The 25,751-nt window shown below is 70.7% G+C and carries 22 protein-coding genes; 3 read left to right on the plus strand and 19 right to left on the minus strand.

Translation table 11 applies throughout. The features are described 5' to 3' along the window. Positions 1-4: 4 nt before the first annotated feature. The 3 genes from V5F49_RS05015 to typA all read right to left on the minus strand — a co-directional run bounded on the left by V5F49_RS05015 (position 5) and on the right by typA (position 4,510). Positions 5-1,753 (minus strand): fumarate reductase/succinate dehydrogenase flavoprotein subunit, encoded by a 1,749-nt coding sequence (locus tag V5F49_RS05015; RefSeq protein WP_394116185.1) that lies wholly within the window; start codon positions 1,751-1,753, stop codon positions 5-7. Then, the gene (locus V5F49_RS05020) at positions 1,750-2,118 is read right to left on the minus strand and encodes a DUF971 domain-containing protein (RefSeq protein ID WP_394116184.1); all 369 of its coding nucleotides are present in this window, start codon (positions 2,116-2,118) and stop codon (positions 1,750-1,752) included. The genes V5F49_RS05015 and V5F49_RS05020 overlap by 4 nt, the downstream gene beginning before the upstream one ends. 562 nt (positions 2,119-2,680) lie before the next feature. Further along, positions 2,681-4,510 (minus strand): translational GTPase TypA, encoded by a 1,830-nt coding sequence (typA, locus tag V5F49_RS05025; protein ID WP_394116183.1) that lies wholly within the window; start codon positions 4,508-4,510, stop codon positions 2,681-2,683. 239 nt (positions 4,511-4,749) lie between these two features. On the opposite strand from typA, the gene V5F49_RS05030 reads away from it, so the two are divergent. Then, a complete protein-coding gene (locus tag V5F49_RS05030; RefSeq protein WP_394116182.1) occupies positions 4,750-5,184 on the plus strand; it encodes an ion channel in 435 nt (144 codons plus the stop codon). Between the two features lie 43 nt (positions 5,185-5,227). After that, positions 5,228-6,658 carry a PP2C family protein-serine/threonine phosphatase gene (locus tag V5F49_RS05035; protein ID WP_394116181.1) on the plus strand — a complete coding sequence of 477 codons (1,431 nt, stop codon included), beginning with the start codon at positions 5,228-5,230 and terminating at the stop codon, positions 6,656-6,658. Between the two features lie 18 nt (positions 6,659-6,676). On the opposite strand, the gene V5F49_RS05040 is transcribed toward V5F49_RS05035, so the two are convergent. The 11 genes from V5F49_RS05040 to V5F49_RS05090 all read right to left on the minus strand — a co-directional run bounded on the left by V5F49_RS05040 (position 6,677) and on the right by V5F49_RS05090 (position 19,055). Then, positions 6,677-7,633 (minus strand): NAD(P)H-dependent flavin oxidoreductase, encoded by a 957-nt coding sequence (locus tag V5F49_RS05040; RefSeq protein ID WP_394116180.1) that lies wholly within the window; start codon positions 7,631-7,633, stop codon positions 6,677-6,679. A gap of 45 nt (positions 7,634-7,678) precedes the next feature. Beyond that, on the minus strand, positions 7,679-9,442 hold the full coding sequence (locus V5F49_RS05045; protein WP_394116179.1) for an enoyl-CoA hydratase-related protein: 1,764 nt from the start codon (positions 9,440-9,442) through the stop codon (positions 7,679-7,681). A gap of 3 nt (positions 9,443-9,445) precedes the next feature. Further along, positions 9,446-10,654, minus strand: coding sequence for an acetyl-CoA C-acetyltransferase (locus V5F49_RS05050; protein WP_394116178.1), 1,209 nt, complete (start codon positions 10,652-10,654; stop codon positions 9,446-9,448). 34 nt (positions 10,655-10,688) lie between these two features. Beyond that, on the minus strand, positions 10,689-12,500 hold the full coding sequence (locus tag V5F49_RS05055; protein ID WP_394116177.1) for an AMP-dependent synthetase/ligase: 1,812 nt from the start codon (positions 12,498-12,500) through the stop codon (positions 10,689-10,691). Positions 12,501-12,536: 36 nt separating this feature from the next. Next, complete coding sequence (locus tag V5F49_RS05060) at positions 12,537-13,346, minus strand: ABC transporter ATP-binding protein (protein WP_394116176.1); 810 nt, start codon at positions 13,344-13,346, stop codon at positions 12,537-12,539. 5 nt (positions 13,347-13,351) lie between these two features. Continuing rightward, on the minus strand, positions 13,352-14,518 hold the full coding sequence (locus tag V5F49_RS05065) for an ABC transporter substrate-binding protein (RefSeq protein WP_509210747.1): 1,167 nt from the start codon (positions 14,516-14,518) through the stop codon (positions 13,352-13,354). A 108-nt stretch (positions 14,519-14,626) separates the two neighbouring features. Beyond that, complete coding sequence (locus V5F49_RS05070; protein ID WP_394116174.1) at positions 14,627-15,670, minus strand: branched-chain amino acid ABC transporter permease; 1,044 nt, start codon at positions 15,668-15,670, stop codon at positions 14,627-14,629. After that, positions 15,670-16,548, minus strand: coding sequence for a branched-chain amino acid ABC transporter permease (locus V5F49_RS05075; RefSeq protein ID WP_394116173.1), 879 nt, complete (start codon positions 16,546-16,548; stop codon positions 15,670-15,672). The genes V5F49_RS05070 and V5F49_RS05075 overlap by 1 nt, the downstream gene beginning before the upstream one ends. Beyond that, positions 16,548-17,393, minus strand: coding sequence for an ABC transporter ATP-binding protein (locus V5F49_RS05080; RefSeq protein ID WP_394116172.1), 846 nt, complete (start codon positions 17,391-17,393; stop codon positions 16,548-16,550). Before V5F49_RS05080 ends, V5F49_RS05075 begins: the two co-directional genes overlap by 1 nt. 163 nt (positions 17,394-17,556) lie before the next feature. After that, complete coding sequence (locus V5F49_RS05085) at positions 17,557-18,348, minus strand: FadR/GntR family transcriptional regulator (RefSeq protein ID WP_394116171.1); 792 nt, start codon at positions 18,346-18,348, stop codon at positions 17,557-17,559. A gap of 146 nt (positions 18,349-18,494) precedes the next feature. Continuing rightward, positions 18,495-19,055 (minus strand): hypothetical protein, encoded by a 561-nt coding sequence (locus tag V5F49_RS05090; RefSeq protein WP_394116170.1) that lies wholly within the window; start codon positions 19,053-19,055, stop codon positions 18,495-18,497. A 130-nt stretch (positions 19,056-19,185) separates the two neighbouring features. Here V5F49_RS05090 and V5F49_RS05095 point away from each other — a divergent pair, with 130 nt between their 5' ends. Further along, positions 19,186-20,448: a lytic murein transglycosylase gene (locus V5F49_RS05095; protein ID WP_394116169.1), complete on the plus strand. Its 1,263-nt coding sequence runs from the start codon at positions 19,186-19,188 to the stop codon at positions 20,446-20,448. On the opposite strand, the gene V5F49_RS05100 is transcribed toward V5F49_RS05095, so the two are convergent. The 5 genes from V5F49_RS05100 to V5F49_RS05120 all read right to left on the minus strand — a co-directional run bounded on the left by V5F49_RS05100 (position 20,433) and on the right by V5F49_RS05120 (position 25,686). Then, positions 20,433-21,239, minus strand: coding sequence for a shikimate dehydrogenase family protein (locus V5F49_RS05100; protein ID WP_394116168.1), 807 nt, complete (start codon positions 21,237-21,239; stop codon positions 20,433-20,435). The genes V5F49_RS05095 and V5F49_RS05100 overlap by 16 nt on opposite strands. Further along, a complete protein-coding gene (locus V5F49_RS05105) occupies positions 21,236-22,828 on the minus strand; it encodes an aldehyde dehydrogenase (NADP(+)) (protein ID WP_394116291.1) in 1,593 nt (530 codons plus the stop codon). The genes V5F49_RS05100 and V5F49_RS05105 overlap by 4 nt, the downstream gene beginning before the upstream one ends. A 79-nt stretch (positions 22,829-22,907) precedes the next feature. Next, entirely contained in the window at positions 22,908-23,834 is a 927-nt protein-coding gene (locus tag V5F49_RS05110) for a dihydrodipicolinate synthase family protein (protein ID WP_394116167.1), read from the minus strand. A gap of 257 nt (positions 23,835-24,091) precedes the next feature. Next, positions 24,092-24,910 carry a transporter substrate-binding domain-containing protein gene (locus tag V5F49_RS05115; RefSeq protein WP_394116166.1) on the minus strand — a complete coding sequence of 273 codons (819 nt, stop codon included), beginning with the start codon at positions 24,908-24,910 and terminating at the stop codon, positions 24,092-24,094. 35 nt (positions 24,911-24,945) lie between these two features. Continuing rightward, positions 24,946-25,686, minus strand: a complete 741-nt coding sequence (locus V5F49_RS05120) for an amino acid ABC transporter ATP-binding protein (RefSeq protein WP_394116290.1) — start codon at positions 25,684-25,686, stop codon at positions 24,946-24,948. Positions 25,687-25,751: the final 65 nt, after the last annotated feature.

Consider the following 25,751-nt stretch of genomic DNA (forward strand, 5'->3'; position numbering starts at 1 on the left):
GGGGTCACTCGGCGGCGATGGCCGGGGTGCGCAGCTGGTGGTAGGCGCCCATCTCGTCCGCATCGATCTCCACCACATAGGGGTCCACCGCGTGCTTGCGGTGGGCCATGCGGCCGAACTCGTCCTTGTAGAGGAGGGTGTGGCAGAACCAGTTCTCGTTGTCGGTGGCCGGGTGGTCGACGCGCCAGTGGTAGAGGCCCCAGCGGCTCTCGGTGCGGTAGAGCGAGGCGGCCGCCGCCATGTCGGCGCAGTCGAGGATGGATTGCAGCTCCAGCGCCCGCATCAGTTCATGCGGGTCCTTCACGCACAGCGCGGAAAGATCATCGCGCACCTCGGCGAGGCGGGCCTGGCCAATGAGATACTTGGCGGTGACCTTCGGCGGCTGGAGATAGTCGTTCACCAGCCGGCGGGCCTTGTACTCCATCTCGTGGGGGGTGAGGCCGTCGTCGCGGCGGGTGGGGGCGAGCACCCGCTCCTGCTCACGGGCGACATCGGCTTCGTCATAGGCCGGCAAATCGGTGGAGGCGCAGTAATCGGCCGCGTCCTGGCCCGCGATGCCGCCGTTCACGAAGGCGCCGAGCATGTAGTTGTGGGGCACGCTGGCCATGTCGCCGGCGGCGTAGAGGCCGGAAACCGTGGTGCGGGCATTCTCGTCCACCCACACGCCGGAGGCCGAGTGGCCGGAGCAGAAGCCGATCTCGGAGATGTGCATCTCCACCATCTTCTCGCGGTAGTTCGTGCCGCGCTTCTCGTGGAACCGCCCGCGCGAGGGCCGCTCGTTGGAGTGCAGGATGGTCTCGATCTCGGAGATGGTCTCCTCGGCGAGATGGGTCATGTTGAGGAAGACCGGGCCGTTGCCGCTCTGAAGCTCCGAATAGAACTCCTTCATCATCTGGCCGGACCAGTAATCGCACTCGATGAAGCGCTCGCCCTTGTTGTTGGCGGTGTATCCGCCGAACGGACCGGTGACATAGGCGCAGGCCGGGCCGTTGTAATCCTTGATCAGCGGGTTGATCTGGTAGCATTCGAGGTTCGCGAGGCCCGCGCCTGCGTGGTAAGCCATGGCATAGCCGTCGCCGCAGTTGGCCGGGTTCTCGTAGGTGCCGAACAGATAGCCGGAGGCCGGCAGGCCGAGGCGGCCGGCCGCGCCGCAGGCCAGCACCACCGCTTTCGCGCGGATCACCAGGAACTCCCCGGTGCGGGTGTTCACCCCGATGGCGCCGGCGATGCGGCCGTCCGTGCCGGTGAGCAGGCGGGTGGCCATGTAGCGGTTGGTCACCAGCACCTGATGCTTGCGCAGCTGGCGGTAGAGCGCCCTCTTGACGTGGTGGCCCTCCGGCATGGGCAGCACATAGGTGCCCATGTGGTGCACCTTGCGCACGTTGTATTCGCCGGAGCCGTCCTTCTCGAACTTCACGCCGATGGAATCCAGATACTGGATCATCGGGTAGGAGCCGGTGGCATAGGCCATCACCGCCTTCTGGTGGACGATGCCGTCGTTGGCGACGGTGATCTCCTTCACATACTGCTCGGGGGTGGCGTAGCCGGGGATGACGGCGTTGTTCAGCCCGTCCATGCCCATGGAGACCGCGCCGGAGCGCTTCACATTGGCCTTCTCCATCAGCACCACCTTGAGGGCGGGGTTCTTCTCCTTGGCCTTGATGGCCGCCATGGGGCCGCCGGTGCCGCCGCCGATGACGAGGATGTCGGTCTCGATGATCTCGGGTGTCGTCGCGCTGGCGAATTCGCTCATGGGGTCACCTCTGGAGTGTCGGTTGCGGCCGCGGCGCCCGTGGCGAGGGCGGCGAGATAGGCGAAGGGGTAGACCCCGCGCGCATGGCCATCGGAGAAGGTCAGGTTGAGCCCGTGCGCCCCGAACGGGGCGACGGTGGCGAGCGTCACGCCGGAAAAGCCGGCGGCATCGAAGCGGCCGCGCGCCCGGTCGGCGACGCAGCCGGCGCAGCGGCAGGCGGCGCGCAGGGCGCTGGCATCAAGGCTGGCGCGGGCCGGCGCCACCCCCGGCCCGCCGGCGAAGGCGAGATGGAGCCGGGCGCGGGCCCGGTCGAGGCGGATCTCCTCGATCTCGACGGTGGAAAGGGTGGGGGCAGACGTCATCATGCCTGCGATTGGACATCGCGGGAGGCCGGCGCCGATAGCAACTAGTTGCTGACTGGAGCGATTCCAGCGGGGGGCGACGCCGCGACAGGCACGGGCCGGACGCGGGACCGAAGGGTCCACGGCGGAGCAGCATGCCGCCGCCTCTGTGGGATGGGACGGCGAGCGAGCCGCGCCTGGAGCGAAGCGGGCACCGCCCGGGAATGGGAAAGGCGGGGCGGGCCAAGAAGCGGGAGCGGTGACGGCGGTGCGGCGGCCCCCCCGGCGCGACCGGGCTCGACCTTCAGATGGCCCGCGCCCGTTGCACCGGCCCGACCCGTCACGCGGGGATGCGCCGGGCAAGACCGGGGCCGAAGCAAGGCCGCCGCTCTCCCCCGTCAGCCTGCCCAGCGAGCGCGCTTCCGGCATCGCGGCGGCAACTGGCGTGCGGAACCCTTCTGCCAGCTCCTCCGGCGCGGTCCTCCCAAGGCGCAGTCCGGTCGTGCCCGCGCGCCATCCCGCCCGCAAACGCAAACAGCCGGGCAATGCCCGGCCGTCGCGTCAGGTCTCGGAAGAAAACGAGGGCTCAGGCCAGCTCGGATTCCTTCTTGCGCTCCTCGCGCTTGCGGTCGTTGGGGTCGAGCAGGCGCTTGCGCAGGCGGATGGACTTGGGGGTCACCTCCACCAGCTCGTCGTCCTGGATCCAGGCCAGCGCGCGCTCCAGCGTCATGCGGATGGGCGGGGTCAGGCGCACCGCCTCGTCCTTGGAGGTGGTGCGGATGTTGGTGAGCTGCTTGCCCTTCAGCACGTTCACTTCCAGGTCGTTGTCCCGGTTGTGAACGCCGATCAGCATGCCCTGGTACACCTTCCAGCCGGGCTCGATCATCATCGGGCCGCGGTCTTCCAGGTTCCACAGGGCATAGGCCACCGCCTCGCCCGCCGCGTTGGCGATGAGCACGCCGTTGGTGCGGCCGGCGATCTCGCCTTTGTAGGGGGCGTACTCGTGGAACAGCCGGTTCATGATGGCCGTGCCGCGGGTGTCGGTGAGCAGCTCAGACTGGTAGCCGATGAGGCCGCGGGTGGGGGCGTAGAACACGAGGCGCTGGCGGTTGCCGCCGGAGGGGCGCATCTCGATCATCTCGGCGCGGCGCTCGCTCATCTTCTGGACGACGGTGCCGGAATATTCCTCGTCCACGTCGATGAGGACTTCCTCGATGGGCTCCAGAACCTGGCCGGTGGCCTCGTCCTTCTGGAACACCACGCGCGGCCGCGACACGGCGAGCTCGAAGCCCTCGCGGCGCATGGTCTCGATCAGCACCGCGAGCTGCAGCTCGCCGCGGCCGGAGACGAAGAAGGAATCCTTCTCGGTGGATTCCTCGATCTTCAGCGCCACGTTGCCTTCCGCCTCGCGGAACAGGCGGTCGCGGATGACGCGGCTGGTCACCTTGTCGCCCTCGGTGCCGGCGAGCGGCGAATCGTTGACGATGAACGACATGGTCACGGTGGGCGGGTCGATGGGCTGGGCGGCCAGCGGCTCGGTCACCTCGAGGGCGCAGAAGGTGTCGGCCACCGTGCCCTTGGCGAGGCCGGCGATGGCGACGATGTCACCGGCGACGCCTTCCTCGATGGGCTGGCGCTCAAGGCCGCGGAAGGCGAGGATCTTGGACACGCGGCCCTGCTCCACCAGCGAGCCGTCCTGCGCCAGCACCTTGAGGGGCTGGTTCGGCTTGATGGAGCCGGAGGTGATGCGCCCGGTGATCATGCGGCCGAGGAAGGGGTTGGCCTCCAGCAGCGTGCCGATCATGCGGAACGGCCCTTCGCCGACGGTGGGCTCCGGCACGTGCTTCAGCACCAGGTCGAACAGGGGCGCCATGCCCTGGTCGGAGGGGCCTTCCGGCTTGTCGGCCATCCAGCCGTTGCGGCCGGAGCCGTAGAGGATGGGGAAGTCGAGCTGCTCGTCGGTGGCGTCGAGCGCGGCGAACAGGTCGAACACCTCGTTCACCACCTCGGTGATGCGGGCGTCGGAGCGGTCCACCTTGTTGATGGCGACGATGGGCTTCAGGCCCACCTTCAGCGCCTTGCCCACCACGAACTTGGTCTGGGGCATGGGGCCCTCGGCGGCGTCCACCAGCACGATGGCGCCGTCCACCATGTTCAGGATGCGCTCCACCTCGCCGCCGAAGTCGGCGTGGCCGGGAGTGTCGACGATGTTGATGCGCGTGTCCTTCCAGACCACCGAGGTGGCCTTGGCGAGGATGGTGATGCCGCGCTCCTTTTCCAGGTCGTTGGAATCCATCACGCGCTCGGCCACCCGCTGGTTCTCGCGGTAGGAGCCCGACTGCTTGAGCAGCTCGTCCACCAGCGTGGTCTTGCCGTGGTCGACGTGGGCGATGATGGCGATGTTGCGCAGCTTCATGGGCCGTCCAGCACAAAAATGCGGGTCCGAATGCCTCGGGCCCGCCGGGATGGGGATTATTGCGGCGCAAAATACACAGATGCCCGTCAAGATCAATGCGCGCGGGCGAATTCGGGGGAAACCGCGGGTGCGCCGGGGCCGAACGGCGCGGCGCGCCGGGTCAGGCGCAGGCCCCGCCCCCTTGCCCGCCGCGGCATCCTGGGCGAGGGAGGGGCGGCTTCCAGCAGGAGAATGAGCAGGTGTGGTTTCTGGACGGAGAGTTCCTCGTCGGCGCGCTCATCAGCGTGGTGACCATCGCCATCCAGGCGCTGGCGACGGTGGTCGTCGTTCGGCTCGGCCGCTTCGCGAGCAAGCGACTCGCGCCGCGCGACCGGCTGGCGACGCTCATCATCGTGATGTGCGCGGCGGGCACGCTCCTCACCCTCGCCCACCTTATGGAGGTGGCGGTCTGGGCCGTCATGTACACGCAGCTCGGCGTGACGCAGGAGCGCGACGCCTATTATTTCGCCTTCGTGAACTTCACCACGCTGGGGTATGGCGACCTTCTGCCGGAGCATCGCTGGCGCGTGCTGGGCCCCATGACGGCGGCCAACGGAATGCTGCTGTTCGGCTGGTCCACGGCCGTGCTGTTCGCGGTCCTGTCTCGCGCGCTGCGCATGCTGCGGCTAAGTTGAGGATCGGCCCGCCCGCGCCGGGGGCCCACCCGAAAGGCATTCCGTGACGTCAGCGACGCCAGCGCAGGAGGAGGGCCGCCCGGTGGCGCCGGACGAGGCGGCATCGATTGCGCATCAGGTGCCGCCCGATGAGGCGGCACGGATCGCGCGACAGGTGCCGCCGGACGAGGCGGCACGGATCGCGCGACAGGTGGCGGGGCATCCCTATTTCGACGGCTTCGCGGAGGACGACCTCACCGCGCTGGTGGCCTGCGGCGAGATCATCGAGGCCCCCGCCGGCGCCCGCCTGATCCGGCAGGGCGATCCCGGCACCTTTGCGCTGCTGGTGCTCGAGGGCTCCGCCACCGTCATCATCGACACGCCCTACGACCGGGTCGAGCTCGCCACGTTCGAGGCGCCGGCCGTGCTGGGGGAGATCGGCGCCTTCACCGGCGTCGCCCGCACCGCCCATGTGGATGCGGGCGCGCCGGTGCGCGCGGTGCGGCTTTCGGCGCAGGCGCTGGAGGCGGCGGGCCGCGCCCACCCGGCGCTGCTGTCGGCGGTGATGCGCCAGTTCGGCCAGAGGTTCGAGACCTTCAACCGCGCCTTCGGCTTCTACGCCAACGCCCTGAGCGCGCTGGAGCGGCTCGACTTCGACCTGCGGCTGCTGGACGAGCTGCGCAATCCGCTGCCGGAGCTCACCCACTTCGCCCATTCCTTCCGCCGGCTGGCGGAGGCCATCATGACGCGCGCGGCGGAGCGGCAGGAGATGGCCAATGCCGCCGCCATCCAGCGCTCCATGCTGCCGCCGCCGCTGGCGCCGGACGCGCTGGGCGGGCGCGCCGACATCTTCGCCGCCATGCTGCCGGCGCAGGACGTGGGCGGCGATTTCTACGACTACTTCCTCATCGACCCCACCCACCTCGTGGTGACGCTGGGGGATGTGGCCGGCAAGGGCACCCCCGCCGCCCTGTTCATGAGCGCCACCCAGACCGCCCTGCGCATGGGCCTGCGCAGCGCGCCGGACGTGGCGCGGGCGGTGGCGGCGGTGAACGACCTGCTCTATGCCACCAACGGCGAGACGCTGTTCGTCACCCTGTTCTGCGCCGTGCTCGACCTTTCGACCGGCGATCTCACCTACTGCAACAGCGGCCACACCGACTGCGTGCTGCTGCGCGCGGGCGGGGCGGTGGAGCAATTGTCCGCCACCGGCATGGCGCTCGCCATCCTGGAGGGGGCGAAGGCCCGCGCGGTGACCACCCGCCTTGGCCCGGGCGACCGCCTGTTCCTGTTCTCCGACGGCCTGACCGACGCCATCGACGCCGGCGAGAACGCCTTCGGCCAGCAGCGGCTGGAGCAGACGGCGGCTTCCGCCCTGCACCTCCCGCCCGAGGCGTTCATCGGCACCGTGCTCGATGCTGCCTGCGCGCACGCGGGCGACACCCCCCAGTTCGACGACATGACGGTGCTGGCCGTCACCTTCACCGGCGGCTGACGGCGCCCGGCGCCGGCCTCAGCCGGCCGCCATGCGCGCCACGAACGGATCGGCCGCGGCCGCCTCCACCGCCGCACGGTATTCCCGCGCCAGCTGGTCGCACAGCTCGGCCGCCGGCATCACCGCGTCGATGCCGCCCACCCCCTGCCCGGCCGACCAGATGGTCTTCCACGCCTTGGCCTCGCTCGCCATGTCGAGGGCGCCGTGGGACTTGAGATTGTCCGGGTCGAGCCCGGCGGCGACGATGCTCGGGCGCAGGAAGTTGGCGTTCACCCCGCTGATGGCCGAGGTGTAGAAGATATCGGCGGCGGAGCTGGCGAGGATCATGTCCTTGAACCCTTCGCTCACCATCGCCTCGCGGGTGGCGATGAAGCGGGTGCCCATGTAGGCGAGGTCCGCCCCCGCTGCCCGCGCCGCGAGGATCTGGGCACCGGTGTTGATGGCCCCGGCCATCAGGATGGTGCCGTCGAAGATGCGGCGGATCTCGCTCACCAGAGCGAACGGGCTGATGGTGCCGGCATGGCCGCCCGCGCCCGCCGAGACGGCGATGATGCCGTCCACCCCCGCCTCCGCCGCCTTCTCCGCATGGCGCCGGCTGATGACATCGTGGAACACGAGGCCGCCGTAGCCGTGCACCACGTCCACCAGATCCTTCACCGCGCCCAGCGAGGTGATGACCACCGGCACCTTGTGGCGGGCGCAGATGGCGAGGTCCGCCTGAAGGCGCGGGTTGGACTTGTGGACGATGAGGTTCACGCCGTAGGGCGCCGCGCCGGGGGCGTCGGCGAGCCGGGCGTCGATGTCGTCCAGCCACTGCGAGAAGCCCTCGCTGGTGCGCGCGTTGAGCGCCGGGAAGGTGCCGAGCACGCCGGCGCGGCACACCTCCACCACGAGATCGGGTCCCGAGGTGAGGAACATGGGGGAGGCGACGGCGGGGATCCTGAGGCGGCCGGAAAGCGCGGCGGGAAGAGGCATGAGACGGTCCGGATGGTGGGAGGAAAGGGAAACGGGCGGCGGCGCTCAGGCCGCCGTCCCGGGCATGGAGTGGAAGCCGGCGTGGAAGCCGGCGCGGCTGCCGGCAAGGGTCACGATCAGCGGCGGCGCGGCGAAGCGCGGGCCGTGGCGGGCGGCCAGGGCCTCGCAGCGCGCGGCAAGCGCGGCCGCGCCGATCCTGTCGGCGTAGGACAAGGGCCCGCCGGTCCAGGCGGGAAAGCCCCATCCCGTCACGGCGTCGAGATCCACCAGATCCGGCGCCGCCGGCCGATCCGCCCCCAGCGCGCGGATGACCGCCAGCACCGGCGCGAGGAGCAGCCGCTCGCGTGCCTCTTCGGGCGCAGGGGCGGGCACGGTCTCGCACGCGGGGCCGGCGGGCGGGAACACGGCGCCGGATGGCGGGGTGCCGGATGGAGGGGCGGCTACGGGCGGGGCGAGGGGGGCCAGATACGGCGGCGACGCGCCGGCGGGCGGCATGACGGGCGTCCCCTGCGCGGACGCGCCTCGGCCAGCGGGCAGCGAGCCGGTGGCCGACGCGCCGGGCGAAGGCTGCACCGTCGGTCCCGATACGGGCGGCGCTGATCCCTCCGGCGGCGTGGCGGGCGCGGCCTGCGACGGCGGTGCCTCCGCGTCCGGATGCCGGCGCGCGGCAGCGGACGCCGTTTCCTCCGGCAGCACGGCCAGCGGCGCCGCGGACGGCCCGTCGGGCGAGGCGGCGCTCGCTCCGCCGCCGGTGAGCGGCCCCCGCGTGAAGCCGGCGGCGCGGGCCACGTTCTCCACCAGCACGGGGGAGGCGCCCTCGGCCAGCAGCGCCCGGGCCTCGGCGGCATAGGCGGCGCGGCCCGCCGCGACCAGCGGATCGGCCGGATCGCCGGCGCGGCGGCCGGCGCGCTCGCTCGCCTGCCGGGCGAAGAACTGCGTGCGGATCCGCGCCTGCGCCACCGGGCCCCGCACCAGCGTCGCGAACAGGTCCCGCTCCACCTTCAGCGCCGCGTCGAAGGGCAGGCGGGCGCCCTCATACACGCTGGAGAGGATGGCGCGCGGGGCGGGATCGTTGCCGCAGGTGGCGGCGAGGGTGCGGGCGTTCCACAGGGCGAACAGTTCCTGCGCATGGGCACTGGCGGGCGCATCGCCGGGCCAGTGGAACCCCTTCGCGTCCCACGGCGCGACGGGGGACACCCGCCGCTCGCGCAGCACCATGCGGGCGGCGTGAAGCAGCCCCTCGGTCGGCACCACCTCGTCGAGGATGCCGAGGGCCAGCGCCTCCCCGGCCGTGAGGGCGCGACCCTCCACCAGCAGCGGCAGGGCGCCGGCGAGGCCCACGAGGCGCGGCAGGCGCTGGGTGCCGCCTGCCCCCGGCAGGAGGCCGAGCTTCACCTCCGGCAGGCCGAATGCCGCCTTCGGCGCATCGGCGGCGATGCGGTGGTGGCAGGCGAGCATCAGCTCCAGCCCGGCGCCCAGCGCGGTGCCGGGCGCGGCCGCCACCACCGGCTTGCCGCAGGTCTCCATGCGCCGGAACGTTGCGCCGATCGCCGCCACCCGCCGCGCCGCATCGCCCGCCGTGACGCCCGGCGCGGCGAGGTCGCGCATGATGGCGAGGTCGGCCCCCGCCATGAAGGACGCCTTGCCCGAGGTGAGGATGAGGCCCGTCACCGCCGGATCGGCGGCAAGGCGCTCCACCTGCGCGCCGAGGGCGGCGGCGAGCGCCCAGTCCATGACGTTCATGGAGCGGCCGGGCAGGTCGAGGACGAGGGTGGCGATGCCTTCGGCGTCGATCTCAGTGCGCAGCATGGCTCAGACCCGCTCGATGATGGTGGCGACGCCCATGCCGGCGCCGATGCACAAGGTGGCGAGGGCGGTGGCCTTGCCTGTGCGTTCCAGCTCGTCCAGCACGGTGCCGAGGATCATGGCGCCCGTCGCGCCGAGGGGGTGGCCCATGGCGATGGCGCCGCCGTTCACGTTCACCGCCTCCGGGTCCAGCGCCAGCGCTTCCATGAAGCGCAGGGCGACCGCGGCGAACGCCTCGTTCACCTCGTAGAGGTCGATGTCGGCCGCCGTCATGCCGGCGCGCCGCAGCGCCTTCTCCGCCGCGAAGGCGGGGGCGGTGAGCATGATGGTGGGCTCGCTGCCCACCTCGGCGAAGGCGCGGATGCGGGCGCGGGGGGCAAGCCCCGCCGCCGCCCCCGCTTCGCGTGTTCCGATGAGGAGCGCCGCCGCCCCGTCGACGATGCCGGAGGAATTGCCGGCGTGGTGGACGTGGGCGATCTCCCCCACCTGCGGGTAGCGCAGGCGCGCGATGTCGTCGAAGCCGGCGTCCGCGCCCATGGCCGCGAACGCGGGCTTCAGCCGCGCCAGATCATCCACCGTGCAGCCCGCCCGCACGGTCTCGTCCCGGTCGAGCATCACCTCGCCCACGTGGTCGCGCACCGGCACGATGCTGCGCGCGAAGCGGCCTTCCGCCCAGGCGCGGGCGGCGCGGCGGTGGCTCTCCACGGCGAAGGCGTCGAGCGCGGGCCGCCCATAGCCCCATTTGGTGGCGATCAGGTCGGCGCTGATGCCCTGCGGCACGAAACAGGTGCCGAACGCCACCGCCGGATCGGTGCTCCAGGCGCCGCCGTCGGACAGGATGGGCACGCGCGACATGGACTCGCAGCCGCCCGCCACCACGAGGTCGGCCTGCCCCGCCATGACCTTGGCGGCGGCCATGTTGACCGCCTCCAGCCCCGAGCCGCAGAAGCGGTTCACCTGCACGCCGGCCACCTCCTGCGCGTAGCCGGCGTGGAGGGCGGCGATGCGCGGCAGGCACTGGCCCTGCTCGCCCACCGGCATGACGATGCCCATCACCACGTCATCCACCCGCGCCGTATCGAGGCCCGCGCGCTCGCGCAGGGCGCCGAGCACGGTGGCGGCGAGATGCACCGGCGTCGCCGCGTGCAGCGCGCCGTCCGCCCGGCCGCGCCCGCGCGGGGTGCGTACATGATCGAAGATGAAGGCGTCGGGCATCTCTCCCTCCTCCGCGGGCCGGTTCCGGGCGGCCTCACGCGCCGGCGTAGAGACTTTCGATCTCGGCCGAATACTTGGTGTGGATGTTGGAGCGGCGCACCTTCATGGTGGCCGTCACCTCGTCGTCGTCGTGGTCGAGCTCCTTGGTGAGCAGATGGAAGCGGCGGATGTGCGAGACCTGCGCCAGCTGGGCGTTGGCGCGGGCGATCTCGCCCTCGATCAGCGCCCGCACCTTCGGGTTCTCCACCAGGTTGCGGAAATTGGTGTAGGCGACGCTGCTCTCCTCGGCCCACTTGCCCACGGTCTCGAAATCGATCTGGACCAGCGCCGAGACATATTTGCGCGCCTCGCCGATGACGATGCACTCCTTGATGAAGGCGCTGCCCTTGGCCACGTTCTCGATCTCGGAGGGGCTCAGGTTCTTGCCGCCGGCGGTGATCATGATGTCCTTCAGGCGGTCGACGATCTTCACCTGCCCGTCCACGAACTCCACCACGTCGCCGGTGTGCAGCCAGCCGTCCCGCAGGGCGGCGCGGGTGGCCTCCTCGTTGCGGTAGTAGCCGGCGAAGACGATGGCCCCGCGCACCAGCAGCTCGCCCTGGTCGCCGCGCGCCACCTCCACGCCCTCGGCCGCCGGGCCGACGCATCCGGGCCTGAGGTCGTCGAGCCGCTGGCCGGTGGCCATGCCCGAGGTCTCGGTGGCGCCATAGACCTCGATCAGCGGCACGCCGATGGTGCGGAAGAAGCGCACGATATGCGGCGAGATGGGCGCCGCCCCGGTCATGGCCACCTTGGCCCGGCGCAGGCCGATGAAGTTCTGCAGCGCCCGGAAGAACAGCAGATAGGCAAGGAAGAACAGCGCGCGCTGGCGCAGGGTGCGCGCCGCGCGCGGCGTCTCGGCGAACGGCTCGCACGCCTTCACCAGCCGCTCGAACAGGACGCGGCGCGCCCCGCCCGCCTCCAGCATCTTGATGTAGATGGCGGCGTGCAGCTTCTCCCAGATGCGCGGCACGCCGAGGAACATGGAGGGCGCCACCTCGCGCAGGTCCTCCTGGATGGTGCGGATGCTCTCGCCGAAATTCACCTGCGAGCCGAGATAGATGGGCGTCATGGTGGTGAGCATCTGCTCGGCCACGTGGCACAGGGGCAAATAGGAGACGTGGGTGGTGGCCGCGTCCAGTTCCAGCCGCTCGGTGATGGCGATGGCCTGCGCCCGCAGGTTGGCGTAGCTGAGCATCGCCCCCTTGGGCTTTCCGGTGGAGCCGGAGGTGTAGATGACGAGCGCGATGTCGGCCAGGGACTGGGCCGCCAGCGCCGCCTCCACCAGTCCCGGCTCGGCGGCCATGTGGCGGGCGCCGCGCTCCAGCAGCTCGTCGAACGAGACCACGAGGCCGGGGGCGTAACCGCGCAGGCCCTTGGTCTCCATCACCACCACCTGCCGCAGCCGGGGCAGCTCGTCGCGCCGCTCCAGCACCTTGTCCACCTGCTCCTGGTCCTCGCAGACCACGATCTCCGCCTGCGAATGGCCGAGCACGTAGGCCACCTCGTTGGCCGGGCTGGTGGGATAGACGCCCACCGCCACCGCCCCCACGAGGTTGGCGCCGAGCTGGGCCAGCACCCACTCCACCCGGTTCTCGGAGAGCACCGCCACATGCCCGCCGGCGGGCAGGCCCAGCGCCCGCAGGCCATAGCCGGCATGGGCGGCCCGCTCGAAATAGGCCTTCCAGCTCACCGGGTTCCAGATGCCGAAATCCTTCTGGCGGATGGCGGTGCGCGCCGGCTCGCGCCGGGCGCGCTCGCGCAGCATCTGCGGCAGGGTCAGGTCGGGAAAGGCGGGCGCGGTCATGGTCGGGGCCTCGGCGGCGGGCTCGGGGTCGCCGGCTCAGGAGAGCCAGCGCTTGCGGCGCTTGTAGTGCTTGATGTCGCGATAGGAGCGCGCCCCCGCCTCCCCCGCCATGCCGAGGTAGAACTCGCGCACGTCCTGGTCGGCCATGAGGCGCTCGGTGGGCCCGTCGAGCACGATCTTGCCCGTCTCCATGATGTAGCCGTAGTGCGAGACCGCGAGCGCCACCGCCGCGTTCTGCTCCACCAGCAGCATGGAGACGCCGCGCTCGCGGTTGATGCGGGCGATGATGGTGAAGATCTCCTCCACCAGCTTCGGCGAGAGGCCGAGGGAGGGCTCGTCCAGAAGGATCAGCCGCGGCTCGGCCACCAGCGCGCGGCCGATGGCGAGCATCTGCTGCTCGCCGCCGGAGAGATAGCCCGCCCGCCCGCTCCGCCGCTCGAACAGGCGGGGAAAGTAGGCGTACACGTGGTCGAAGGAGGAGGGCTTGGCCTTGCGCCCGGTGAGGGCATAGGTGGCGGCGACGAGGTTCTCCTCCACGGTGAGATCCTCGAAGATGCGCCGCCCCTCCATCACGTGGAACAGGCCGCGCCGCACCAGTCCGTGCGGCGGCAGCGCGGCGAGCGGGGCGCCGTCGAAGCGGATCGACCCGGCCGTGACCGCCCCGTCCTCCAGCGGCAGCAGGTTCGACACCGCCTTCAGCGTGGTGGACTTGCCCGCCCCGTTGGAGCCGAGCAGGGCCACCACGCGGCCCTCCTCCACCCGCAGGGAGAGGCCGCGCAGCACCTGCACCGTCTTGTTGTAGACGACCTCGATGTTGCTGACCTCGAGGATGGTGTTGGCGCTCATGGCGGTCATTTCTTCAGGCTGATCCAGTCGGACGCCGGCTTCATCTGCTTGTCGGCGGCGCTGAACTGGTAGATGCGGCCCACGGGCACCGAATTGCCGGGCACCGAGATGGGCACGCCCATGATGCCACCGGTGTCGAAATCCTTGATGGAGTTGAGGGCGGCCTTCAGGTTGCGCCCGTTCAGCTCCCTGCCCGCGTCCAGCGTGCGCTTCGCCGCCTCGCCCATGAGCATGGCGGTGAGGAAGCCCTGCATGTAGCCGGTGGCCTGATAGGTGGGGCGCATCTTGCGGATCTTCTCCAGGATGGGCGCGTCCGGGGCGGTGTCGTAGTAATAGCGGTAGGGCATCACGCCCATGAAGCCGTCGGCGGGCTCGCCCACGTTGGCCCACAGCGAGTTGTCCATGGACCAGAACGTGCCCATGAACTTCGATTTCAGCCCCAGCTGCTTGGCCTGATTGAGGAATTCCGGCAGCGGCGCCAGCACGTAGCCGTGGAAGATGGTGTAGTCGGGATTGGCGCGGCGCAGCTTCAGGATCTCGGTGGAGACGTCCACCGCGCTCGGCGGGGTGACGATCTGGCCCACCACCTCGAGGCCCATCTCCTTCGCCCGCTTCACGCTCGCCTCGATGGGATCGCGGCCGAACTCGGTGTCGGAGTTCACGAAGACGATCTTCGCGCCCTTCTGCGTCTTCGCGATGTATTCGAGCAGGATGGCGATCATCTCCACGTAATCCGGACCGGCCATGAACTGGAACGGGAACTTCTCCGGATTGTTGAGCTCGCTGCCGAAGGAGGCGCCGGCCATCAGGATGGTGCCGCGGCGGTTGAGCTCCTCGTTGATGGTCTTGGCGAAGCCGGTGGAGTCGCCATAGTAGAGGTGGATGTCGTTCTGGGTGGTGAGCTTGTTGAACACCGCCACCGACTGGTCGACCTTGTAGGCGGTGTCCTCATAGGCGAGGCGCAGCTTGCGCCCGGCGATGCCGCCGGCCTCGTTGGTGAGCTTCACATAGTCGGAGATGCCGGCCTCGATGGCCACCCCGGCGAAGGCGAACACGCCCGTGAGCGGGATGGAGCCGCCGATCACCAGCTCCCTCTCCTGCGCGCGCACGGTGAGGCCGGGGAAGGCCGAGGCGAGGCCGGCGCCGGCGGCGAGGCCCATGACCTGGCCCATGACTTGGCGTCTGCTGAAATGGCGTCTCTTGGTCATTGGCGTTTCCTTCCTTCGGTCTTCCTCATCCGGGCGCCGTTGGCCGGCGCCTCCTGAACGCGCGGTGATCCGTCAGGTCCTGAACGGCCACAGGTGAAAGAAGCGCCGGACGCGGCGCACCAGCTCGGCGAGCCCCTGCGGCTCGAACACGAGGAACAGGATGATGAGCGCGCCGAACACGATGGTGCGCACCGGCGACAGCGCCGCCCCGGCATTGGGGAAGACCGGGCCGAGCCACTCCACCACGTATTTCAGCAGCTCCGGCACCAGCGTCATGAAAGCGGCGCCGAGGATCGGCCCCATGATGGTGCCGAGCCCGCCCACGATCACCGCCGCGAGGAAGAAGATGGAGGTGGCGAAGGGAAAGCTCTCCGGCGTCACCACGCGGAAGAAATAGGCCCACATGCCGCCCGCCATGCCGGCGTAGAAGGACGACAGGGCGAAGCTCATCAGCTTGTACTTCAGCAGCGGGATGCCCAGCACCTCGGCCGAGATGTCCCGGTCGCGGATGGCGATGAAGGCCCGGCCGATGCGCGTGCGGAACAGGTTGGCCGCGCCGAGCACCATCAGCGCCGTGACCGGCACGATGACGAAATAGAGCGCGAACGGGGTGACGAGATCGATGCCGGCGAGCCGCGCCGGCGGCACGTTCACGCCCCGCACGCCGCCGGTCACCGCGGCCCAGTGGGTGAACACGAAGTGGAGGATGAAGGAGGCCGCGATGGTGGCGATGGCCAGATAAAGGCCCTTCACCCGCAGGCTCGGCAGCCCCACCGCCACCCCCGCCAGCGCCGCCACGAGGCCGGCGGCAAGGATGTTGAGGAGGAAGGGCGTGCCGAGCCGTGCCTCCAGGAACGCCACCGCATAGGCTCCCACCGCCATGAACGCCGCCTGCCCGAGGCTGACGAGGCCGGTATAGCCGGTGAGGATGTTGAGCCCGGTGGCGCTGGCGACGTTGATGGCCACGAGGCAGGCGAGATAGAGCCAGTAGGCGTTGAGCACGAACGGCGCCAGCGCCAGCACCAGGACCAGCACCCCCATCCACGCCCGCTGGGTGGCGGTGACGAGCAGGCCCTCGTCGGCGACGTAGGTTTCCTTCGCGGTGGCGATGCGCATCAGAGCCGCTCGATTTCCACGGTGCCGAACAGGCCATAGGGCCGGATCATCAGCGCCGCGATGAGGAGGGAGAAGGTGGTGACGAGCTTGTAGTCCCCGCCGAGGAAGGTGCCGGCCCAGGCCTCCACCACGCCGATGAGCATCCCGGCCACCAGCGCGCCCAGCACGCTGTCGAGCCCGCCGATGATGACCACCACCAGCGCCGAAAGGCCGAACACCCCCATGTTGGGCGAGATGCCGCCGATCGCCCCCACCAGGATGCCCGCCCCCGCCGCGGTGGCGCAGGCGATCATCCACGCCAGCGAGAACACGCCCGGCACGTCGATGCCGCAGGAATAGGCCGCCGCCTGGTCGGTGGCGGTGGCCCTGAGCGCGATGCCGCCGCGCCAGAAGCGGAACAGCAGCAGGAACAGGGCGATGACGATGGCCGCCACGACGAAGCCGATGGCGATCTTGCGCGAGACGTAGGCCTCGCCGATGAACACCGGCGCCGCGCCCATGAAGTCCGGCAGGGCGCGCGGATCGGTGTTCCACACCAGCTCCACCGCGCCGATCAGCACCGAGCCGAGCCCCACCGTGACCATGAAGACGGAGATGGCGCTCTCCCCCAGCATAGGCCGGATCAGCGCCCGCTCCACCGCCATCCCCACCAGCCCGCCGCCGGCGATGGCGAGCGGGATGGCGACCCAGGAGGACAACCCGAAGGCGGTGACGAAGGCGAAGAACAGGTAGCCGCCCAGCATCAGGATCTCGCCCACCGCGAGGTTGATGACCCGCGTCGCCTTGTAGATCAGCACGAACGACAGGGCGGTGAGGGAGAGCAGCGCGCCGGAGCCGAGGCCGGCCAGCGTCACCTCGGTGAAGAACAGCCAGTCCATCAGGCCGCCTCCCCCACCCCGGCGAGCCGCCGCATCAGTTCCGCCGGATCGCCCGAGCCGAGATAGGCCGCCGCCACCTGCGGGTCGCCCTGCACCTCGGCCGGAAGGCCCTGCGCGATGACCTTGCCGAAATTGAGCACCACCACGTGGTCGGAGATGTCCATCACCATCCCCATGTCGTGCTCCACCATGAGGATGGAGATGCCCCACTCCTCCTTCACGTCGAGGATGAAGCGGGCCATGTCCTCGGTCTCCTCCCGGTTCATCCCCGCCACCGGCTCGTCGAGCATCAGCAGGCGCGGCCGCATGGCGAGCGCGCGGGCGAGCTCCACCCGCTTCTGCAACCCATAGGAGAGAGAGGCGACCGGGCGGTTGCGGATGTGGTCGATTTCGAGAAAGTCGATGATGTCGCGCTCCACCTCGGCGCGCAGCGCCATCTCCTCGCGCCGGGCCGAGCCCCAATAGGCGAGCGCCTGCAACAGGTTGGTGCGCATATGGGCGTGCCGGCCGAGCTTGATGTTGTCCAGAACCGTCATGCCCTTGAACAGGGCGATGTTCTGGAAGGTTCGGGCCAGCCCGGCGCGCGCCCGCGCCGGCGGATGGGAGGCGGTGATGTCCGCGCCGTCGAGCAGGATGGCGCCGCCGCGCGGCCGGTAGAAGCCGGAAATGCAGTTGAAAAGCGAGGTCTTGCCGGCGCCGTTGGGCCCGATCAGCGCGGTGATGCTGCCGGGCCGCACCTCGAACGAGACGTCCGTGAGCGCCTTCAGCCCGCCGAACGACAGGGCGAGATCCCGCACCTGAAGATGCGCCGCCCCGTCCCCTCCGCCCCCGCCCGGCCGGCTCACGACCGCCTCCCCCGCCGGCGGGGCGGGAGGGGAGCGACTGCAGGCCAGCGGACGACGGCAGGCGCCGCCGCCCCGGCGCGAACACCCGGGGTCAACCTGTCCAAGGCACTTCCCTCCCCTGACGTTCCCGGCTCATCGTCCGGGAATCATTCTGGTTTTCGTTCTACTCCCAGGCCGACGACGTCCGGCCGAGCGCATAGCGCGCGAAGATCCGCTCCACCGGCGCGTCCATGTCGCGGCCGGTGCGCACGAAGCCCTTGCGCCAGTCATCGAGATGGCGGCGCATCCAGGTGCGCGCCTGTTCCGCATCCCGGGCGCGGATCGCCGCGATGATGTGACGGTGCGCCCCGGCCATGCGCGTCGCCCCCTCGGGCACCTGGCGGCAGATCATCTCGGAGGTCGGGAAGAACAGCCGCGCCGCCGGCTCGCGCGCCAGCTCCAGCACGCGGTTTCCCGTGGCATGCGCCAGCAGCGCATGGAACTCCGCATCGATCTCCGCCACCGCCACCGGATTGTCGAGCACCGCCTCCAGCCGCGCCTGATTGGCCTCCATCGCCGCCAGCGCCTCGCCGTCGGCCAGCGCCACCGCCCGTTCCACCGCCCCCACCTCGAGGATGAGGGCCGCCTCGTACAGCTCGCGGAACGTCACGTCCTGCAGCACCAGCGCCCGGCTCATGCGGTTGGTCAGCGCGCTGGCGCGCGGCTCGCAGACGAACAGCTTGCGGCTCGCCTCCCGCCGCACCAGCCCGCCCTGCTCCAGCACGCGGATGCCCTCGCGCACGGTGGAGCGGTTCACGCCGAACTGCCGCACCAGCGCCGCTTCCGTGCCGATCTCGTCGCCCGGGCGCAGTCGGCCGGAGACGATCTCCGCCTCGATGGCGTCGGCCACCATCTCGTAGGCGGCCGGCACGCGGATACGGTCGAACCGCTCGGTATGGCTGTCGGACATCTGCATGAAAGCCCGCTTTGTCGGACAAAGGCTCGCACCGCCCGATGCCTGTGTCAAGCTGCCGCATACGGCCCTCCGGTACGGGGCGCGGCGCGGTTTTGCGGACCGTTTCGTCGGCGCGGAACATGGCACCGGACGAGGTTTGACGCGCCTCAAGCACCGGTGGAGGAAACCTGCGAGGATGCGACGATGGAGGCCGCATGTACCGTGCCCTTCTCGCCTGCGCCGGAGCCCTGCTCGCAAGCGCTCCCGCCATCGCCGCCGATCGCATTGAGGCGGTGGCCTTCCCCGCCGGCGCCACCACGGCGACGCTGAAGGGCAAGGTGCATGGCTACGACGGCGTCGCCTACACCCTGGAAACGCGGGAAGGGCAGACGCTCCAGCTGCTGTTCGCCCCGTCCAACCGCTTCTGCTTCTTCAACGTGTTCGCGTCGGGGGAGACGCAGGCCGTGCACATGGGCGCGGCCGGGAGCAATGAGTTCGGCCGCACGATCCCGGCGGGCGGCACCTATCGGGCGCAGGTCTATCTGATGCGCAACGCCGCACGCCGCGGCGACACCTGCCGCTACAGCCTGTCGGTCGAGTTCACCGGCGCGCCGGGCGGCGCAAGCGCGGGGCGGCTTCCGGATCGACGGCACGGCGGACAAGGGACCGGAGGGCATCAAGAAGCTGCGCTGCCTGTTCCGGCCGGATCGCACGTTCGACCACATCATGGCCATGACCCCCGACGGGGAATGAGCCTCAGGACACCGAATCTCAGGACACCGAATCCTGCCGGATTTGGGTCCACACGACGCCCGGCGTATCCTGCGCGCGGTTGCAAACCCAAGCGTGGGCCATCCGGTGAGATCCTGCCGTCTTCTTCTCCTCGCGCTGCTGCTTGCGGCAGTCGCGTCACCGGCTCCGGCGCAGGCCGCCGATGCCGCATTCTCCCAGTTCATCGCCTCGCTCTGGCCGGAGGCGCAGGCGGCCGGGGTCTCCCGCGCCACCTTCGATCGGGAGACGCGGGGCCTTGAGCCCGACTACAAGCTGCCCGACCTCGCCCTGCCCGGGCGGCCGGCGAGCGGCGCCTCGGGGCAGGCGGAATTCGTGCAGGTGCCCGCGAGCTACGTGAAGGAGGCGACCATCGCCCGCCTCGCCACCGAGGGGCAGCGGCTGATGCAGAAGCATCGCGATACGCTGGGGCAGATCGAGCGGCGGTTCGGCGTGCCCGGCACCATGGTGCTGGCCATCTGGGGCCGCGAGACCGATTACGGGCGCTATACCAACCCCTACGATGCGCTGCGCGTGGTGGCGACGCAGGCCTATGCGGGGCGGCGCAAGGAGCAGTATCGCGAGGAGTTCATCCTCGCCCTGAAGATCCTCGACGAAGGCGCGGTGGAGCGGCGGGATTTCCGCGCCTCCTGGGCCGGCGCCACCGGCCTCACCCAGTTCCTGCCCTCCGAATACTTCAAGCACGGCGTGGACATGGACGGCGACGGGCGGGTGGATATCTGGCACTCGGTGCCCGACGCCCTCGGCTCGGCCGCCAAGCAGCTTGCCGACAAGGGCTGGCAGGGCGGCCTCAACTGGGCCTATGAGGTGCGCGCGCCGGCCGGCGCGGACTGTACCCTGGCGGTACCGGAGGTGCAGAAATCCATCGGCGAATGGATGCGCGCCGGCTTCACCCCGGTCGAGCGCGTCTCCTTCGCCGAGCAGGGGCAGCCGGCCTCGCTGCTGCAGCCGGAGGGGATCTACGGCCCCTCCTTCCTCACCACGAAGAACTACTTCGTCATCAAGCAGTATAATTTCTCGGACCTGTACGTGCTGTTCGTCGGCCACCTCTCCGACCGGATGGTGGACCCCGCGCCCTTCGCCACGCCGTGGTCCGCCTCCACCCAGCTCCGGACCAAGTCGGTCGAGGCCATGCAGCGCCAGCTCACCCGCCTCGGCCTCTATGGCGACAAGATCGACGGCAAGGCCGGCATGCTCACCCGCTCCGCCGTGGGCGCCTATCAGAAGTCCGCCGGGCTGAAGGTGGATTGCTGGCCGAGCGAGGCGGTGCTGCAGTCCATGGGGGGCGCGATGGGCGGCGCGGCGGCCGCCCCCGCTCAGAGGCCGAAATAATCGGCCATCAGCTCCAGCTGGTGATCGAGCATCGGCCGGCCCGGATGGGTGCGGCAGCCCTTGGCCCGCGCGGCGGCGAGCAGCGCGGTTTCCGCCGGCTCCATGATGACCTCGGCCACCACCATGTCCGGCGCGAGGCGCGTGCCGTCGACGGGCAGCGGATCGTCCGGCCGCATGCCGAGCGTGGTGCCATTGACGATCAGGTCGTGGCCGGATGGATCATCCGTGCCCACCGCCACCGGCACGACGGGAAAGGCGGCGGCGACGCGCGCCGCGAGATCCGCGGCCTTGGCGCTGGTGCGGTTGGCGAGGGTGAGGCGCGCCACGCCGGCCTCGGCCAGGGCGAAGGCGATGGCGTTGGCCGCCCCGCCCGCGCCGGTAAGATGGGCGGCCATCCCCTTCGGATCGATGCCGCCGGCCTTCAGGCCCGCGACGAAGCCGGCGCCGTCCAGCATGTCGGCCTCGATCCGCCCGTCGGCGGTGCGACGGATCACGTTGGCGGCGCCGATGGCCCGGGCGCGATCGGTGGCCACATCGCACAGGCCGACGACGGCAACCTTGTGCGGCACGGTCACCACCGCGCCGTCGAAGCTCTTCAGGTGCCGCAGGCTCGCCACAAAGGCGGCGAGGTTCTCCGGCGCCACCTGGAACGGCACCATCACCGCATCGCGCCCCCGGCGGCGGGCGATGGCATTGATGCCGGCCGGCGCCTTCACGTGGGCGATGGGGTCGGCGAGGATGCCGAGCACCCGCGTGCGGCCGGAAATCTCGAACGGCTGATGGGCGTTCATGCAGCGCTTCCCTTCACGAGCTTGCCGTCGCGGCGGACCGGCATGTGCGGCGCGCCCTCGCCCTTCAGCTCGGGCGGGAGCAAGGCGTCCGGCATGTCCTGATAGCAGACGGGGCGCAGGAAGCGGGCAATGGCGAGCGCTCCCACCGAGGTGGAGCGGCCGTCCGCCGTGGAGGGGAACGGGCCGCCATGCACCATGGCGTGGCACACTTCCACGCCCGTGCCGAAGCCGTTGACGAGGATGCGCCCCACCTTGCGCTCCAGCAGCGGCAGCAGCGCCCGGGCGCGCTCGTGGTCCGCCGCATCCATGTGGAGCGCGGCCGTGAGCTGGCCCTCCAGCGCCTCGAGGATGGCCGCGATCTCGGCCGCATCGGCGCAGCGCACCACCAGCGCGGCCGCTCCGAACACCTCCTCATGCAGCGCCGGATCGGCGAGGAAGGCGGCGGCCGTCGTGGTGAAGAGGGTGCCCTGCCCCTTCAGTCCCTCCCCCGCCGCGCCGCGCGCGACGGTCGAGACGGCAGCATTGCCCGCGAGGCGGGCGACGCCGGCCTCATAGGCCGAGAGGATGCCGGGGGTGAGCATGGTCGCCGCGCCCTGCCCCGCCAGCGCCTCGGCGGCGGCGGCGAGGAAGGCGTCGAGCCCCTCACCCTCGACAGCCAGCAGCAGCCCGGGGTTGGTGCAGAACTGGCCGGCGCCCAGCGTCAGCGAGCCGACGAAGGCGCGGGCGATGTCGGCGCCGCGCGCCTCCAGCGCCGCCGGGAACAGCAGCACCGGATTGATGGAGCTCATCTCCGCATAGACCGGGATGGGCACAGGCCGGGCGGCGGCGATCTTCATCAGGGCCGTGCCGCCGCCGCGCGAGCCGGTGAAGCCCACGGCGCAGATGCGCGGATCGGCCACCAGCCCCTGCCCGACGTCCCGGCCGGAATCGAACAGCAGCGAGAACACGCCCTCCGGCAGGCCGCAATCCGCCACCGCCTTCTGCACCGCCTGCCCCACGAGGAGCGAGGTGCCGGGATGGGCGGAATGGGCCTTCACCACCACCGGGCATCCGGCTGCGAGCGCGGAGGCGGTGTCGCCGCCCGCCACCGAGAAGGCGAGCGGGAAGTTGGAGGCGCCGAACACCGCCACCGGCCCCACCGGCACATTGCGCAGGCGCAGGTCGGAGCGCGGCAGCGGCGCGCGCTCCGGCAGCGCCGGGTCGATGCGCAGGTCGAGGAAGCCGCCGTCGCGCACCACGGATGCGAACAGGCGCAGCTGGCCCACGGTGCGGCCGCGTTCGCCCTCCAGCCGGCCGCGCGGCAGGCCGGTCTCGGCCATGGCGCGCACGATGAGCGCGTCGCCGATGTCGAGAATATTGGCGGCGATCTGCTCCAGGAAGGCCGCGCGCCGGTCCAGCGGCAGGGCGCGGTAGGGATCGAACGCCGCGGCCGCGAGGGCGCAGGCGCGGTCGAGATCCTGAAGCGTGGCGCCGCCGAAGGCGGGCTCCAGCGGCGCGCCGGTGGCGGCGGCGATGCCGCGCACCTCGCCATGGGTGCCGGCGCGGGACGAGGCGCCGATGAGGAGGTTGGCGGGCGCGGCGGGGAAGATCGCCTCCGGCGCGGCGGCGGCAACAGGGGTCTCGGTCACGGCTTGGCTCCTGTCCTCGCGACGGGTCGCGGGCTCCACCTTACTTGCCCCAGCTCAGGGCCAGCGGGTTGACGGTGCGGGCGATCTCGATGAGGCCGGCGCGGGTGGCGGGATGCACCGGCTCCAGCGGGTGGCGCACCGCGTCGGAAGCGATGACGCCGCCCTCCATCATAACGATCTTCGCCGCGCGCAGGCCGCACTGGCGGTTCTCGTAGTTGATGAGCGGCAGCACCCGGGCGTAGGCCTCGGCCGCCTCGGCCCGGCGACCGGCCGCATGGTGCTCCAGCACGGGACGCAGCAGGTCCGGCGCCATGGCGGAGGACATGACGCCGGTGGCGCCGGCATCGAGATCGGCCATGAGGGTGATCGCCTCCTCGCCGTCGAACGGACCCTCGATGGCAGCGCCGCCGGCAGCGATGAGGGTGCGCAGCTTGGCGGCGGTGCCCGGCACCTCGATCTTGAAGTAGCGCACCAGCGGCAGCTCGGCTGCGAGGCGCACCATGAACGGAACGGACAGGGTGACGCCGCTCAAGGGCGCGTCCTGCACCATCACCGGAATGTCGGCCGCCTCGGCCACCTGGGCGAAATGGTCGAAGATGGCGCCTTCATCCAGCTTGATGCCCGCGCCGTGATAGGGCGGCATCACCATGATGAGCTTCGCTCCGCAGCTGCGCGCATGGGCGGCGCGGGCAGCGGCGACACGGGAGGAGAAGTGCGAGCAGGTGACCATCACCGGCACCCGTCCGGCCACGTGGTCGAGCGCGAGTTCGGTGAGGACGCGGCGCTCCTCGTCGGTGATGAGGAACTGCTCGGAGTAGTTGGCGAGGATGCAGATGCCGTCCACGCCTTGGTCGACCATCAGGTCGAGCACGCGGCGCTGGCCTTCGAGATCCAGGTCGCCGTTGGTCTTGAACGGGGTCGGGGCCACCGGGAACAGCCCGCGGTAGGGGATGGCGGGAGACGGCATGACAGCTCCTTGGGGAACGGCGCAGGCACGCGGCGGCCGCCCGTGCGGCGGCGCCGGCGCTTGAGCTTCGAGATGGATCCGGGGTGAGGGCGCGAACCGGCGCGCCGGGTTTCATCAGGGCCATGACACAGCGGCCACGCCCTCGCCGCGGATCCACCCCGCGCCGGCCCGGAGGGAGGGGGGCGGCGCGGGGCGGGAAGCGGCCGGCGCGGGACGTCGCCGGACGCGATTTTCGGACAGCAGCGACGGGCCTGTCCTCACTCCGCCGGAAGATTTTCCGGCAGCGACTGGCCGAAATACTTCTTGTAGATGTCGTTCAGCTTGCCGTTGGCGAGGTTCGCCTTCACCCAGCCGTCCACATAGGCCTTGAGCTCGGGATCATTCTTGCGCAGGCCGACGGCCATGGGATAGGCGGCCATCTCCAGCTTCACCTCCATCGCCTTGCCGGGATTCTGCCCGGCCACCGAATTGGCGGTGGAGAGCGCGGCGGCGAGAACGTCCTGCTGGCCGGTGGCGAGGGCGGTGTTGGCGGTCGCCTCGTCCTCGTAGCGCACGATGCTGGCGGCGACCTTGGCCTCCTTGACGGTACGCGTCAGCTCGATGTCGGCGGTGGTGCCGCGCGCGACCGCGATGGACTTGCCGGCCAGATCCGCCGGGGTCTTGATGGCCATGGACTTGGGCGCGGACACCACCACCGGGATCACGCCGTAGGGGATGGAATAGTCCACCACCTTCTTGCGCTCGGGGGTGATGGAGAAGGAGGCGATCACGAGGTCCGCCTTGTTGGCGAGGAGCGTCGGCACCCGGTTGGCGCCGGACACCGGCAGAACCTCCAGAGCGACGCCCATGTCCTGGGCGAGGAGCTTGGCGGTCTCCACGTCCGAACCGGTCTCCTTGGCCTGCGCGTCGAGCATGCCGTAGGGCGGGTGCGAGACATCGATGGCGACGATGAGCTTGCCGCGCTGCTTGATGCCAGCCGGCGTCTCGGCCGCGGCGGGCGCAAGGCCGGCGGCGAGGCCGAGGGCGAGCGCCAGCGCGCCGAGGAGCGGGGCCTTGCGGGTGAACGTGTCGAGCATCCTTGGTATCCTCCGGTTTGTCTCTTTCGGGATGGTCACAGGCCGTTGCGGACGAACTGGCGCAATTCGTCGGTGGCGGGATCGGCGAGCATGGCGCCCGATCCGGTCTCCCAGACCCGGCCCTGGTGCATGAAGACGACGGTGTTCGCGACCGAGCGGGCGAACGCCATCTCGTGGGTCACCAGCATCATGGTCATGCCCTCGCGGGCGAGGCGCTCGATCACCTTCAGCACCTCGCCGGTGAGCTCGGGGTCGAGCGCCGAGGTCACCTCGTCAAACAGGATCAGCTTCGGCCGCATGGCGAGCGAGCGGGCGATGGCGACACGCTGCTGCTGGCCGCCGGAGAGCTGCTCGGGATAGGCCTGCGCCTTGTCGGAGAGGCCCACCTCCTCCAGCACCTCGGCGGCGATCTCCCGCGCCTCGGCCTTGCCGACGCGGCGCACCTTGCGCGGGGCGAGGGTGATGTTCTCCTCCACCGTGAGATGGGGGAAGAGGTTGTAGCTCTGGAAGACGATGCCCACGTCCTTGCGCAGCTCCAGCAGGTCCACCTTGCCGGCGTGCAGCGCGCGGCCGCAGACGTCCAGCTCGCCGCCGTCGATCTTTTCCAGCCCGTTCACGCAGCGCAGGGCCGTGCTCTTGCCCGAGCCGGAGCGGCCGATCAGCGCCACCACCTGGCCGGGGGCGACATCGAGGGTGATGCCCTTCAGCACCTTGAGCGCGCCGAAGTTCTTCTCGACGTCCTTGAAGCGCACCAGCGGCGCGGCGGCGGGGGTCATGGAGCGGCCCTCGTTGGGAACGGGTGTGACGGGAACGGACGCGATGGAGACGGCCACGGCGCGCC

Source organism: Xanthobacter lutulentifluminis (assembly GCF_043194675.2).
Taxonomy (GTDB): Bacteria; Pseudomonadota; Alphaproteobacteria; order Rhizobiales; family Xanthobacteraceae; genus Xanthobacter.

Bases quoted from the DNA above. Each gene is read 5' to 3' on its own strand.
- V5F49_RS05015 (WP_394116185.1), bottom strand. From the start codon at position 1,753: ATGAGCGAATTCGCCAGCGCGACGACACCCGAGATCATCGAGACCGAC.
- V5F49_RS05020 (WP_394116184.1), bottom strand. From the start codon at position 2,118: ATGATGACGTCTGCCCCCACCCTTTCCACCGTCGAGATCGAGGAGATC.
- typA (WP_394116183.1), bottom strand. From the start codon at position 4,510: ATGAAGCTGCGCAACATCGCCATCATCGCCCACGTCGACCACGGCAAG.
- V5F49_RS05040 (WP_394116180.1), bottom strand. From the start codon at position 7,633: ATGCCTCTTCCCGCCGCGCTTTCCGGCCGCCTCAGGATCCCCGCCGTC.
- V5F49_RS05045 (WP_394116179.1), bottom strand. From the start codon at position 9,442: ATGCTGCGCACTGAGATCGACGCCGAAGGCATCGCCACCCTCGTCCTC.
- V5F49_RS05050 (WP_394116178.1), bottom strand. From the start codon at position 10,654: ATGCCCGACGCCTTCATCTTCGATCATGTACGCACCCCGCGCGGGCGC.
- V5F49_RS05055 (WP_394116177.1), bottom strand. From the start codon at position 12,500: ATGACCGCGCCCGCCTTTCCCGACCTGACCCTGCCGCAGATGCTGCGC.
- V5F49_RS05060 (WP_394116176.1), bottom strand. From the start codon at position 13,346: ATGAGCGCCAACACCATCCTCGAGGTCAGCAACATCGAGGTCGTCTAC.
- V5F49_RS05065 (WP_509210747.1), bottom strand. From the start codon at position 14,518: ATGGGCCAGGTCATGGGCCTCGCCGCCGGCGCCGGCCTCGCCTCGGCC.
- V5F49_RS05070 (WP_394116174.1), bottom strand. From the start codon at position 15,670: ATGCGCATCGCCACCGCGAAGGAAACCTACGTCGCCGACGAGGGCCTG.
- V5F49_RS05075 (WP_394116173.1), bottom strand. From the start codon at position 16,548: ATGGACTGGCTGTTCTTCACCGAGGTGACGCTGGCCGGCCTCGGCTCC.
- V5F49_RS05085 (WP_394116171.1), bottom strand. From the start codon at position 18,348: ATGCAGATGTCCGACAGCCATACCGAGCGGTTCGACCGTATCCGCGTG.
- V5F49_RS05090 (WP_394116170.1), bottom strand. From the start codon at position 19,055: ATGATGTGGTCGAACGTGCGATCCGGCCGGAACAGGCAGCGCAGCTTC.
- V5F49_RS05100 (WP_394116168.1), bottom strand. From the start codon at position 21,239: ATGAACGCCCATCAGCCGTTCGAGATTTCCGGCCGCACGCGGGTGCTC.
- V5F49_RS05110 (WP_394116167.1), bottom strand. From the start codon at position 23,834: ATGCCGTCTCCCGCCATCCCCTACCGCGGGCTGTTCCCGGTGGCCCCG.
- V5F49_RS05115 (WP_394116166.1), bottom strand. From the start codon at position 24,910: ATGCTCGACACGTTCACCCGCAAGGCCCCGCTCCTCGGCGCGCTGGCG.
- V5F49_RS05120 (WP_394116290.1), bottom strand. From the start codon at position 25,686: ATGACCCCCGCCGCCGCGCCGCTGGTGCGCTTCAAGGACGTCGAGAAG.